Annotated in this window: 13 protein-coding genes; 7 read left to right on the top strand and 6 right to left on the bottom strand. The window is 45.8% G+C overall.

Annotated elements, in window-relative coordinates; translation table 11 throughout:
• The first annotated feature begins 48 nt into the window (after window positions 1-48).
• Complete coding sequence (locus tag AAAA78_RS02690; protein ID WP_340590176.1) at window positions 49-504, top strand: YkgJ family cysteine cluster protein; 456 nt, start codon at window positions 49-51, stop codon at window positions 502-504.
• 6 nt (window positions 505-510) lie between these two features.
• Here the strand turns inward: AAAA78_RS02690 and AAAA78_RS02685 are convergent, their stop codons facing one another.
• The gene (locus AAAA78_RS02685; RefSeq protein WP_340590175.1) at window positions 511-2,274 is read right to left on the bottom strand and encodes a hypothetical protein; all 1,764 of its coding nucleotides are present in this window, start codon (window positions 2,272-2,274) and stop codon (window positions 511-513) included.
• A gap of 166 nt (window positions 2,275-2,440) precedes the next feature.
• Between AAAA78_RS02685 and AAAA78_RS02680 the strand changes: the two genes are divergently transcribed.
• A complete protein-coding gene (locus AAAA78_RS02680; protein WP_340590174.1) occupies window positions 2,441-4,027 on the top strand; it encodes a hypothetical protein in 1,587 nt (528 codons plus the stop codon).
• Window positions 4,028-4,043: 16 nt separating this feature from the next.
• Here AAAA78_RS02680 and AAAA78_RS02675 read toward each other — a convergent pair whose 3' ends face one another.
• The 4 genes from AAAA78_RS02675 to menA are packed head-to-tail and all read right to left on the bottom strand — an operon-like array spanning window position 4,044 to window position 7,370.
• Window positions 4,044-4,361: a (2Fe-2S) ferredoxin domain-containing protein gene (locus AAAA78_RS02675; protein WP_340590173.1), complete on the bottom strand. Its 318-nt coding sequence runs from the start codon at window positions 4,359-4,361 to the stop codon at window positions 4,044-4,046.
• Window positions 4,358-5,518, bottom strand: coding sequence for an AMP-binding protein (locus AAAA78_RS02670; protein ID WP_340590172.1), 1,161 nt, complete (start codon window positions 5,516-5,518; stop codon window positions 4,358-4,360). The genes AAAA78_RS02675 and AAAA78_RS02670 overlap by 4 nt, the downstream gene beginning before the upstream one ends.
• Window positions 5,494-6,486, bottom strand: a complete 993-nt coding sequence (menC, locus tag AAAA78_RS02665) for an o-succinylbenzoate synthase MenC (RefSeq protein ID WP_340590171.1) — start codon at window positions 6,484-6,486, stop codon at window positions 5,494-5,496. Before menC ends, AAAA78_RS02670 begins: the two co-directional genes overlap by 25 nt.
• Window positions 6,483-7,370 carry a 1,4-dihydroxy-2-naphthoate octaprenyltransferase gene (gene menA, locus AAAA78_RS02660; RefSeq protein WP_340590170.1) on the bottom strand — a complete coding sequence of 296 codons (888 nt, stop codon included), beginning with the start codon at window positions 7,368-7,370 and terminating at the stop codon, window positions 6,483-6,485. Before menA ends, menC begins: the two co-directional genes overlap by 4 nt.
• Window positions 7,371-7,479: 109 nt before the next feature.
• Here menA and AAAA78_RS02655 point away from each other — a divergent pair, with 109 nt between their 5' ends.
• The 5 genes from AAAA78_RS02655 to AAAA78_RS02635 all read left to right on the top strand — a co-directional run bounded on the left by AAAA78_RS02655 (window position 7,480) and on the right by AAAA78_RS02635 (window position 11,558).
• Window positions 7,480-8,703: a DNA recombination protein RmuC gene (locus tag AAAA78_RS02655; RefSeq protein WP_340590169.1), complete on the top strand. Its 1,224-nt coding sequence runs from the start codon at window positions 7,480-7,482 to the stop codon at window positions 8,701-8,703.
• Window positions 8,704-8,846: 143 nt separating this feature from the next.
• Window positions 8,847-9,737, top strand: coding sequence for a DUF6662 family protein (locus AAAA78_RS02650; RefSeq protein WP_340590168.1), 891 nt, complete (start codon window positions 8,847-8,849; stop codon window positions 9,735-9,737).
• Window positions 9,738-9,754: 17 nt separating this feature from the next.
• A complete protein-coding gene (locus tag AAAA78_RS02645; RefSeq protein ID WP_340590167.1) occupies window positions 9,755-10,297 on the top strand; it encodes an FMN-binding protein in 543 nt (180 codons plus the stop codon).
• The gene (locus tag AAAA78_RS02640) at window positions 10,294-11,106 is read left to right on the top strand and encodes an FAD:protein FMN transferase (protein WP_340590166.1); all 813 of its coding nucleotides are present in this window, start codon (window positions 10,294-10,296) and stop codon (window positions 11,104-11,106) included. Before AAAA78_RS02645 ends, AAAA78_RS02640 begins: the two co-directional genes overlap by 4 nt.
• Window positions 11,103-11,558, top strand: a complete 456-nt coding sequence (locus tag AAAA78_RS02635; RefSeq protein ID WP_340590165.1) for a hypothetical protein — start codon at window positions 11,103-11,105, stop codon at window positions 11,556-11,558. The genes AAAA78_RS02640 and AAAA78_RS02635 overlap by 4 nt, the downstream gene beginning before the upstream one ends.
• Here AAAA78_RS02635 and AAAA78_RS02630 read toward each other — a convergent pair.
• Window positions 11,536-11,862, bottom strand: a complete 327-nt coding sequence (locus AAAA78_RS02630) for a hypothetical protein (protein ID WP_340590164.1) — start codon at window positions 11,860-11,862, stop codon at window positions 11,536-11,538. The genes AAAA78_RS02635 and AAAA78_RS02630 overlap by 23 nt on opposite strands.
• Window positions 11,863-11,880 lie beyond the last annotated feature (18 nt).

The raw sequence follows: 11,880 nt of genomic DNA, 5'->3' as shown, positions 1-11,880 counted from the left end.
TGTCAAGACTCTTCGGCCTTATTTTGAGCTCTCAATACAAGGAAAATAATGGAAGAGTTCAAATTCACGGGAAAAGAATGGTGGCGAGAAGGCGTTCGTTTTGAATGCACGGGTTCAGGCAAATGCTGCACGTCTCACGGCGAATACGGTTTTGTGTATTTAAGCCTAGAAGACCGCCAACGTTTTGCGAAGTATTTGAAAATCAGCACTTCCACTTTCACGCGCCGTTATTGCGAAAAAACCGGCGGCATCTGGCATCTGAAAGAAGATCCCAAAAATCCGGATTGCATGTTCCTTAAAGGAAAAGCTTGCGGCGTTTACGAAGCCCGTCCAACACAATGTCGTACTTGGCCGTTCTGGCCTGAAGTGATGAACGCAAAGTCATGGGCAAAAGACGTGAAAGCATTTTGTCCTGGAGTGGGTCGCGGTCCGGTGATTCCTGCTGAAAAAATCGAAGCACAATTGCGTGAACAAATTGAAAGTGAAAAAGGCTGGGGTAAGTAATCTGCCCTAGTTTACATATTGGATGACAATGGTGTCACTGCCACTGGAGTTTCCGCGCGTATTGATCGTGCAAGAACTAAAACTCTGTGAAAAATATTGAATCGCGAGAGTGTAGGTTGCTCCTGCTATCACGTTAAAAGTGTCAACAGTGGGAGCAAAAACAGCTTCGCCGTTTTGGTAGCGAGCAATGTTTGAAATGAAGTTATGATTATTTATAGCTCCAGTTACACCATTAACGGTAAATCTGAAACCAAAATTTCCGCTCGTACATGAAAACAAATAAGGCGCAATTTTATACATCGTCATCAGCACTTTTCCACTCTCAGGCGCTGTCCACGTCGCACTATACAGAGTTACAAACGAAGGAGCTGAAGACGTTGTCACAGTCGTATTTGATGTAGAAAACGTCACGACACTCGGTAAGGTGGAAGCAGCCGCCGCTGTCGTTTGCACAGAACCATCTGGAAATTTAATGCCTCCCGTTTTTGACTCAATCGTCCCTTGCACGGTGAATGCCGAGGACGGTGATGTTGTTCCCACTCCAACTCCCGAAGTTGTGACAGCAAAAAGCGGAGAGCCTGTCTGATTGACAGAAAGAAGAACACCGCTTGTCGAACTTTTTCCATTCACTTCTAATAGAGTTCCACCGAAATTTCCATTTCCCACTTTCAAAAGCGGCACAGTAGAATTGATATTCGTATCCATGCTCACTCGTCCCGCCCAATCGACATCGATGATTGCTGATCCATTGGAATGCGAAACGCGGAAGGGATTTTCGGAGGCTGCTTGTGCGATATGAAATTTGGCTCCGGGCGAAGTCGTACCGATACCAACACTACCTCCACTTGTGACGGTCACTCTGTTAGCTCCATTAGTTTCTAAATTCAAAGCAAAGGCATCGTTCGTTCCCAGAGTGGCAGCGGCTCCAAAACTATTTCCATCCTTAGAAAAGAATCCCGTGATCGCAGAGGCATCGAGTTTATTATTAAACGCATTCCAATCCGTGGCAGTAAGAAGACCCGAAGATGATCCACTCGCTGTGGGAATTGAAGCATTTGCGGCGGCAGTCAATCGTCCCTGGGCGTCGACTGTGAAAGTCGGAATCTGTGTGCTAGAGCCATAAGATCCCGCACTCACTGTCGTGTTTGGTAACGACGTCATCGCCGAAGAACACGCCAAAGCCGAACCATTCCACGAAAGAAATTGATTGGCTCCGCAGGTAGGAAGACCGGCTTTGAGTAAAAAATCCGATGCCACATTGGTTCCGATTTTTTGCGCCGACAAAGCATAGCCCGCATAAGGAACACTGCGAATCAAACTGTCAGGAGAAATCGTCTTCCATCCCGCACCATCATGAAATTGCACGCGCAACACGCGCCCGTCTGCGCTTAATGATGAATACGTGCTCGTGCTGTCTACACAGTTGTATCCTACGCACGCGCCGCAAGTGAAACTCGCCGAGTTATTGAAGGCATCCAGAATAGAAAAAGTTCCGCTCAAAGGATAATTGACGACGCCGTTTCCAAGAGGCACATCAAAAACCCCTTTAGAGTTTGTCATATTAATACCCGTAACTTTTTCCTGGTAGATCACGCATTGACCAGAAGGGTCTGTGAGCTGAAAAATAAAACTGACGTTGGAGTACTCCAAAGGAGTCCCATCCGACCGAACAATCCTGCCTTGATAAGTTAAGGTCGCAGGCGCCCCGGTCGCTGCTATCTCAAAAAGAAACAGCGAGCTCATGAAAACAAGAAACGCTCCGAACTTCATGCTTAATTATTCGGCAATTTCAGGTAAAAATATGAATATGTTTACTCACTCTTAATACTTTTTTTATTCGCTTCTATTTGAGACAGAACTCTTACAATTCCTTAGTTCTATTAATAATCTCATTCTGAATCTTTAGATGCTCTCGTCCTTTGTCGATGAGTAGAGCATGTTGAACGTGTCTGGCCGATATCTTATTACTCTTATTTTATCTGCTGTCTTTTTAGCGGGCTGCAAAGATCCTGACTTGGACGTATCCTCGTTAGGTAAAAAACTTCCGGCGCCTTCGCTTAAAGGCACAAGTCCATTTAATCAAGATTTCGAGTTGCAAGGTTATGCTCGCGTGCAAGGAAGTTGCGACAGTCGCGTCGGCAATGTTTTTATTAGTTTCGACAAACAGCTATGGCATCAACCGCCTGTAAATCCTGACCTCACAGGCACAGCGCTGCCCGTAGGAACGACAAATGACCGCGATTGTTCGGACGGATCATTTGATATTTATCTGACGAAAAACGATTTACAGAATATCTGGGGCATTCAAACTGGTTCCAACGGCAGCCACGTTGACTATCTCTATATCAAGGGTGAGTCTTTAATTGGTGATACCGAAACTTTGACTTTGGTTGACAATAATTCAGGGACTTCACCGGGCTCCAACAATTCTCCTGCAAAAATTATTTTGGAAAAAACATGGCCGCGAGGTTTTGCGGGAGCGGGAATGTGCGATTCCTTCCGCGTGTCTGTGCTCAGTGCCGGCGGTTACCGAGTAGCCACTCCGACAGCGATTAGTTTTAGTTTGGAGGGACGCATCAGTGGCTCTGCCACAAGCAAGGTGCAAGCTTATACGAGCTGGCAAGATTGCGCCAGTGGAACTCCGGCGACTCAAAGCACCTTTACTATTCCGGCTAACACAGATGGAACAGATGTCATTTATAAATTCCCAGAAACACCTTTGAATCAAATCTTTGAATTCCGCGTGGTTCAGTCGTCAGCGTTAACTCCCGATACCGGCTATACCGATGTTATCTTGCGCGACTCTTCGGCAGCGTCATCTTACCGTTGGCTTGCGGCGGAAGAATACATTCACCAAATTTATAAAGGTCTTTGTTATCCAATCAAAATACGTGCATATAACTACAATCGCACTCCGGCTTATGATCAATTTCCGGGAAGCGTGACTTTGACATCCGCCGATACTCAGGTGAAGTTTTACGGAAACTCTTCGTGTGCAACGGAAGTTTCCAACTTTGCATTTGCGTCTTACAGTTCCGAAATCACGGCCTATGTAAAATACAACCCTTCACCGACGGACTCTGGAACTATGACAGACTTTGCAATCACCATGGTTGGCACAGGCACGGCGGGTTCTCTGATTTATGATGCAAGTCCAATTGCTATGCGAGCGGATCTGACATCGAAAGCAACAGTAAGCTCTGTGGATATCTGGGGACCTCGCGACGTGACTCGCAATACCTGTTTTGCTTTCCGTATAGTTTCAGTCAATGACAACGGAACCTTAATTCCTGTGAGTGCGCCGACAAATATTATTCTGGGCACCCAAGAGTCTAACGTAGGAAGTTTCTATTCTGACTCGACGTGCGCAGGCACAACAATTTCCAATGTGTCGATTGCCGCTCAGTCGACTTCGATGACCGTCTATTTCAAGTCATCCAGCACCGCTAGCGGCATTTATCACTTCAATTTAAGTTCATCCGGTCTTTCATCGAAAGCACGTGAACTCAATGTGCAGCCTTAGACGGTGCCAATAAGATCTATTTAATTTTTTCACGCAGGTGTTGCAGAAGCTTTTCGCGATCCTCTTCAGGATGAACGATGAAAGTTTCTGTAGGACCTTGCACAGGCGCGTACGTCACGGCTTGGTATTCATCAATACACACATCCAGACAGCTTGAAGTCACGATGCGGATTTTTGAAAGATCACCGGTTTCTTTAAATGATTTTTTTAAAAATGTTTTAAGATTTTCTCCGGCATTGCCTTCTTCATGCAAAGACTTAGGGCTGATCGACTTTCCGCACTTTGTGCAAACTAGAACGACACCTTTTGACCACGGATTTTCTTCTTGTTTCATAACCGTTTCCTTAACTCTCCCCACAACACTTTACCTAGATCACTACGGGGAATTTCATTGATATAATAAATTTTACGAACTTTTTCGAAGGGAAGCACTTTTTCTGAATAGACCTGTACTACTTTTTCAGTGTCGTCCGCCGAGAGCAAACTCACCAAATGAATTTCACTTCCCAATCTGTCAGAAGGCATATCCAGCAGAACTAACTTTGCAGGCCAGCTCGGATTCATTTGCAAGGCGGCGTTTTCCAAAAGCGATCGCAAGCGAGCGACATTGGTGCCTTCGCCTCCGATTTTAATGTAGTCTTTGTTGCGCCCTTGAACATGCAAGGCCCCATCGATAATTTCGCCACGATCTTCCGTCGTGAACCAACCATCGACCTTAGGGTCCCACGACTTCATTCCTTCAGTCGTGTTTTGGGCGTAACAGGTAAATAACGACGTCGCCTGAACTTGTAAAAAACCGTCAGCGTTTTTCTGCGCTCGGGCGTGCGACAACAAACGCACTGATGGATATTCCGATTGCTCCAACGACTGTAAGGTCGCCGTGGCAATCTGTGAAGCGGTCTCTGTCATCCCGTAACTTGGAAGAACTGGCCATCCTAAGACACGGGCTTTTTTGTAAAGCTCGGCTTCAAAAACACCGCCACCAACAACAATCGCGCGCATCGAAGAAGGCGCTTTGTACGAATGTGTGACCAGGTCATAGACTTGCGTTGGAACTAAGGCTGACAGAGTGCACTTTTCTGACTTTAGAGTTTCATAAAAGTGGTGTACATCCCACTTTTGTTCCTTCAAAGAGGGAACCACTCGCGCACCAACAAGGGAAGCACGCACTTCAATACCGAGACCGCCCACATGGAAATGAGGAAGGACTTGAGTCCACACATCTTGAGCGGTGGAGTTTAAATGTTTATTCACGGACTGTGCAGAATTTAAGAGCGCTTTTTTTGAAAGAGCGACAAGTTTCGTTCCCGCGACTGAATCTGCCGTGGAACCCGAAGTCGCGATCCAAACATGTCCTTGCAATTTTCTTTCTTCTTGAACGTGAGATGCCAAAGCCCAAAGTTTTTCGTAGTCCTCTTTAGGCCAGCGCGGATTAAGAAGAATTTCGTTCTTCTCAGAATAAAGATCTAATTCATTTTGACTTGAAACCACGATGTCGCCTCTAGAAGTCGGTCAAAACCAACTCCTGTGCCTTTCACTTTCAACAAATACGGACCTTGCGTGGAAAGCTCTGCCGCAAACGGATCCATTTGATAAAGTCTGTGAGTCAGACATCCGGACTCCAGAATCATCTCGCCGTATTTTTTCTTAAGCTCCATCGCAACACCAATGGCGTGTGCGACACCGACGGGATGATCCATATAACTTGTCACTGTGGCTTTTAAATTCCACTTCTTACAACGTTCGATGGCTTTATCGATGTCCGTTTTTGCAGGCTTCATCACGATCACATCAAAAGGCGCAGCAACCAAGCGATCCCAAGGAACGCGGTCGTATTGATTGTCGATGGCAATTTTCACAAGTTTTTTTGCTTCCTTCCACGCATTCACGTCAAAAGGAAACGGATCTTCCACATACTCAATCAAAGGACGTACGGTCGGAGGCAGATTGCCAATGAATCTTTCAAAAGTTTGCCAGCTTCCAACGGCATTAAAATCCAAACGAATCTTAAGTCCCGCAGCCGCGACGTGTGTCAGAATATCAGCTTCTTCCTGAAGGTCTCTTCCGACTTTCATTTTGAGAGTCGTAAAACCTTGAGTCTTTAACTCATCCAAAAAGCCCGGCTTGATCAATTTAAAATCAGAGAGCAGATAATTGTTTTTGATTTTCTCGCCGCCTTCATAAACGCTCTTCTTGTCTTTACGAAGTTGGGCGTCCCTGCGCGCAAGCCAAATGCTCTGTTCGATTTGCACGGACATACGACCGCGGCGAAGTTCAGAAAGTTGATCCTCTAAAGACAAATCTCCCAACTCAGGCCACGGGTGAAGATCCGCATAGCCCGTCAACCCGTCAGACCATTCTACTTTGAGAAGCACTCCCTCGCGAGGGGCGGCTGATGAAACAGCATTCAAAGATTGAACAGGCTTTAGAGTGTAAGGGCTGTAGGAGATTTTAATCAAAACGCAAATCCAATCGCGAGAAGTAATCCAAAGACAAGATGCAATCCTGCCGCTTGTCCCAAGAAACGATTATAGGCCGGACTTGGTTCGGTAGAGAAAACATTTTTTGTGATTTTCACAGCCAATGGCAAAGCAAACAAAGAGAAGATTGCAGGGATCTTATATCCTTCTGTCCACCAGTAGATATTGAGTACAAATGGCAAAAAGCACAGGGTCGCAATTTCCCAGCGTGAAAACTGCACACCAAAACGCACGGCCAAAGTTTTCTTATTCACCAAAGCATCCCCGCTGTGATCGCGAAGATTGTTGATGGCAATAAGCACTGTCGCGTGAAAGCCGATTTGCAATCCAAGCACCAAAGCTTCCGTGAGCCATTTACCTGTGTTCAGGAAAACAATTCCCGTCACCGCAAGAAGACCAAAGAACAAGATCACAAAAAGATCACCAAGCCCCAAGTAAGCTAAAGGAAAAGGTCCCGCTGTGTAAGAGTATCCCATCAAAACGGAAGCAACCCCGATAGCGACAATGACCCAGCCGCCTTTCATCACGAGAGGCACTCCACACAAAACCGCCAAAAGGAAACACAAAGAACCCAAAGCCATCACTTGATTCGCCGTTAAAATTCCAGCTTGAGTAATGCGTTGAGGACCGATGCGTTTTTCAGTATCCGCACCTTTTTTGAAATCCACGGCATCATTCACAAGGTTTGTGCCGATTTGAATAAGAAAGGACGCCATCAAAGCGTAAAACAAAACCCATCCGTCCCAAGAAAGACCGACGGCTTTGACCAGCGCTGTTCCTGCCAAGCATGGAACCAGAGCGGCTGTTAAAGTTTTAGGACGGAAAGCGAGAATAATACTTTTAATTTGAGTCGCAGAAGTCATTTTTGCATCGCATTGTTAAGAGTTCAGTAAAAGGCTGTTGTATCAGATTCTTTTTTCCGTGACCAAAGGAAATTCTGAGGGCAGAAAGAGGAAGTCCGAGGAGGCCATTATGAATTTCATCGCCATTGCCGCTTTTATTGCAGGAGCCATTATTTCAGGTCTCGTGGTTTATTTTAAAAATAAAGCCCAGGCTGCGGCAGAAAAAGCGCAATTACAGGCCGAAGTTCAAGCTTTGCAGATGAAAAACGACCTCCTCTCACAAAGCATTCAAGAGCAAAAATCTTTGATGACCGAAGCACGCAAGCAACAAGAAGAACTGGCAAACCGCATGAACGTGCAGTTTGAAGTCGTTGCACAAAAAATCTTTGAAGAAAAATCAGCGAAGTTCACGGATCAAAACCACAAAAACATCGCCTCTGTTTTAGAACCTCTCAAAGAGCGCATCAAAGACTTCGAGAAAAAAGTGGAAGAGACGTACTCCACCGAGCGTTCCGAGCGCGGCGTTCTTCGTGGTGAGCTGACAAAACTGATGGAATTGAACAAAGTGATGTCAGCAGAAACTCAAAACCTTACGAAAGCTTTAAAGGGCGAAGTGAAAACCCAAGGCAATTGGGGCGAGTTGATTCTTGAAAATATCTTAGAGCGTTCAGGCCTTCGCAAAGGTGATGAGTACATCATTCAAGGCACAGACATGGATTTGCGCGGTGAAGACGGACAGATTCTTCGTCCTGACGTGATCGTGAATTTGCCTGACGAAAAACATTTGATCGTCGACTCGAAAATGACTTTGATCGCTTACGAACAATACACATCCGCGGAAATTCCGGAAGATCAAGAGCGCGCAGGAAAACTTCATGTGGAGTCTTTGAAAAAACACATCGACGGTTTGTCAGAGAAAAAATATCACGCGGCTGATAAGCTGATCTCTCCTGATTTTGTGATTCTTTTTATGCCTTTGGAGCCGGCGTTTGCGTTGGCGTTTAAATTAAAGCCTGAACTTTTCCAATATGCGTGGGAAAGAAACGTGGCGATTGTGAGCCCGACAACACTTTTGGCGACATTGCGAACGGTAGCGGCTTTGTGGAAACAAGACCGTCAGGAAAAAAATGCGCTGGAGATCGCGAAACGTGGTGGCCTTCTTTACGAAAAATTCGCGGGTCTTCTTAAAGATCTCCAAAACTTAGGTGAAAAACTGGGAGCGGCTCAAAAAGCTCATGAAGAGGTTATCAAGAAGGTTTCGGAAGGCCGTGGAAACTTGATCGACCAAGTGGAAGATCTTAAGCGCTTGGGCGCAAAGACAGAGAAATCCTTACCTCAATTGGAAAACGCCTAAGTCTTGTAATAGACACTATGATCTGACGCATCAAAAGGCGTTTTCAACTGATTATCAATATCAAAAGTCTTCATGACATCGCGAAAGCGTTGGCGTACTTGCTAGCGTTCAACATTAAGCCTACTTAAGGATACGCGAAATACATGAAAAAATTAGGATTTTGTTTACTTGTGACAGTTCTGGTTCAGGCGTCTTTTGCACGCGCCGATGAAAACCTTCTTGGTTACGTAAAAGGTGCTGAGACTCTTCCAAAAGGAAGCTGGGAGCTTTATCAGATCCTAACTTCTCGTGATAACAAAGGTGCAGGCAAATACCACGCTTTGGATTCAAAAACAGAAGTTGAGTACGGTGCTACTGACAGCTTGTCACTTTCTGGCAGCTTGCAGATGTTGCAAGTAGAGATGTCCGGTTTGTCTGTCGATGGTTACTTGCCGAAAGACAACAACCTTTCACTTCGTCCCTCTGGTGTTGAAGCAGGTCTTAAATACAATTTCTTAAGCCCGGCAAAAGACATCATCGGTCTTTCTTCTTACCTTTCTTTTTCGTACAATTGGTTGGACAGACATTCGGGTCAAAACAAAGACAGCTACTCGATGGAACTTCTTTTCATCGCTCAAAAATACTTCCTTGAAGGTGAGGTTGTTTGGTCTTCAAACTTGGGCTTTGAAACGACTTACGCGCGTCGCGGAGATTTGAACGATCTTCCTCCTGGATTTGACTGGCCTGTAGAACCGGAAGTTGAAATCGGTTTCACTGCTGATACGGGCGTTGCTTACCGTTTCATGCCAAACTGGTTCATCGGTGCGGAAGCTCTTTTTGAGAGTGAATATGAAACTGAAGTGGGCACAGAGCGCTGGACTGTTTTCACAGGCCCAAGCTTACACTACGGAAGTGAAAAATGGTGGGCGACTTTGACTTGGATTCAACAAGTCAGCGGTGGCGGTGAAAAGTTTGATGCGCAAGACGACAACAACCTTCACTTGATCGAAAAAACGAAATACGAAACTCGTTTAAAAGTGGGCTTTAACTTCTAAGCCCGTAAGGAACTTGCATGAGCCTGTTTAGAAAAGAATATCTTACTCTTCTCCCCGTCACGATGATCACGTCTATGGCGTATGCCACGGACTACTTCACGACGGAGCAGGCTCAAAAAGTTCTTTTCCCTGAAGCTGATACTTTTGTCGCAAACCCTGTGACTTTGACAGACGAGCAAAAAGAAAAGATCGAAGAGATCGCCAAAGTTCGTCAGCGCAAAAAAGAAGTCCCAGCTTGGCGCGCTGAAAAAAAAGGAAAGCTTTTAGGTTGGTTCATCATTGATGAAGTGATCGGAAAACACGAGTTCATCACTTACAGCGTGGCGATTTCTCCGGAGGGAAAAGTTTTGGGCCTTGAGATCATGAGCTACCGCGAAACCAAAGGCGGCCAAGTTCGAGATTCAAGCTGGAGAAAACACTTTGCAGGAAAAACGATTTCCGATCCGTTTAAGCTCGACGTCGATATTCCAAATATCAGCGGGGCAACCCTTTCCAGCCGCAATATCACTGACGGCGTGAAAAGACTTCTTTCCTTCCATAAAATCGTTTTACAAAAATGAAACATGCTACGCGCAGAATGAAGCCTCTCTTGGGAACATTTGTCGAGGTGGGCTCTGCCTGCCCTTCGGCTCAAGATTCCCCCGCTTTTGATGCTGCGTTTTCCGCGATCGAACAAATTCATAATCTTTTGAGCTTTCACAATCCTCAGAGTGATTTAAGTCGTTTAAATTATTCATTCGGAAATGAAGTAGAGTTACATCCGCACAGTCTGCGCGTGCTTCGTCTAGCCAAAGCCATGTCTTGCGCCAGCGATGGTCTTTTTAACCCCACTGTGGGCGGAAAGCTTCAGTCTTTAGGTTATTTACCGGATCATTCTTCTTATTTTCAAAGCTCTGAGATTCCTTTGCCGATCGGTGAAGCTTTCGATATTCAGATGCGCAGAAAAAAAGTATTTCTCGCTCGCCCTGTGCGCGTCGTCTTAGACGGCATTGCCAAAGGGTATGCCGTGGATCTCGCGATCAAAGCGTTAAAGCAAGCAGGCCTTTCCAACGGTTGGGTCAACGCTGGCGGCGACATTCGCGTTTACGGAGACGTGGTCTTACCATTGCAAATCCGCGGACCTGAGGGCCTTGGTGAAACCCTGGGTGGCTTGCAAAATATGTCTGTCGCCACAACCTGGGTGAAAGACGTCTACGATCAAAGCTTTCCCGGCTGGGTGGTTTTAGGGGACCGCAAGCCCGCTTTGGGTGTTTGGACGGTTCTGGCTAAAAAAGCCTGGCGCGCAGATGCTTTAACAAAGGTCGCAAGCCTTGCTTTTCCTGAAGAAAGAGCAGAGATTATGGCTCGTTTAGGTGGACGCTGTTTATGATCGGTTATCCAAAGTGGTTTTCTAAAAATCTGATTCATTCGATTTTTTTCCTGTCATTTGTGACAGGCGCTTTGCTTTTTCCGACAATCCTCGTTTTGAAATTAGAGTGGAATTTCCCGTGGAGACTTCCCACCGAGCAGCGTGATTGGATCGTGATCCTGCACGTGGTTTTGGGATTTACAGTCTTCACCGTTCTAGGCGCTTTATCGAGTGTGCACGTGCGCTTAGGCTTTCGCAAAAAAGCAAAACGTGTGAGTGGCGTGGCACTGATGAGTTTTATCGTGGGCCTAGGAATGACGGGAATGGGAATTCTTTATTTAGGCGACGAGAAACTTTCCACTTACGCCAGCGTCGTGCATTTCTCTATCGGGACGTTGTTAACTTTGTCTTATGTGATTCATATGCTCACCAAAGTGGAAAGCAAAAAAACTACTCGCTCACTTCGTCAATAAGCACACCGGGATTCACGAATTCTTTGCCTAGCCTGCAGCGGTCTAAACTGTACCATTGATCGTCGGCTTTAAATTCAATCAACTCCGCTTTTCCGCCAATTGCGTGGCAGATTTTAAATCCGGGAGAGCCTGAATCGGCCACCACATCTGAAAACTTGATTCTCTTTAATTTTTCTTTCGGAAGACATTCGAGTTTTAAGCAGCCTTTGGACCGCAAGGAATTTCGATCTTTGTTTGTGCAGATTTCGACTTTCTCTGTTTTTGTTTTGCCATCGGCATAGGGAATTTTTATTTCACTAGCCATGCAGGTGAAGTCGGACTC

The organism is Bdellovibrio sp. BCCA, from assembly GCF_037996825.1.
In the GTDB taxonomy this organism is placed as follows: Bacteria; Bdellovibrionota; Bdellovibrionia; order Bdellovibrionales; family Bdellovibrionaceae; genus Bdellovibrio.
Note: the sequence above shows the minus strand (reverse complement) of the source record. Positions and strands in the feature narration are given on the sequence as shown.

Coding starts and splice junctions, on each gene's coding strand:
- AAAA78_RS02690 (WP_340590176.1), top strand. CDS start 49: ATGGAAGAGTTCAAATTCACGGGAAAAGAATGGTGGCGAGAAGGCGTT.
- AAAA78_RS02685 (WP_340590175.1), bottom strand. CDS start 2,274: ATGAAGTTCGGAGCGTTTCTTGTTTTCATGAGCTCGCTGTTTCTTTTT.
- AAAA78_RS02680 (WP_340590174.1), top strand. CDS start 2,441: ATGTTGAACGTGTCTGGCCGATATCTTATTACTCTTATTTTATCTGCT.
- AAAA78_RS02675 (WP_340590173.1), bottom strand. CDS start 4,361: ATGAAACAAGAAGAAAATCCGTGGTCAAAAGGTGTCGTTCTAGTTTGC.
- menA (WP_340590170.1), bottom strand. CDS start 7,370: ATGACTTCTGCGACTCAAATTAAAAGTATTATTCTCGCTTTCCGTCCT.
- AAAA78_RS02655 (WP_340590169.1), top strand. CDS start 7,480: ATGAATTTCATCGCCATTGCCGCTTTTATTGCAGGAGCCATTATTTCA.
- AAAA78_RS02650 (WP_340590168.1), top strand. CDS start 8,847: ATGAAAAAATTAGGATTTTGTTTACTTGTGACAGTTCTGGTTCAGGCG.
- AAAA78_RS02645 (WP_340590167.1), top strand. CDS start 9,755: ATGAGCCTGTTTAGAAAAGAATATCTTACTCTTCTCCCCGTCACGATG.
- AAAA78_RS02640 (WP_340590166.1), top strand. CDS start 10,294: ATGAAACATGCTACGCGCAGAATGAAGCCTCTCTTGGGAACATTTGTC.
- AAAA78_RS02635 (WP_340590165.1), top strand. CDS start 11,103: ATGATCGGTTATCCAAAGTGGTTTTCTAAAAATCTGATTCATTCGATT.
- AAAA78_RS02630 (WP_340590164.1), bottom strand. CDS start 11,862: ATGGCTAGTGAAATAAAAATTCCCTATGCCGATGGCAAAACAAAAACA.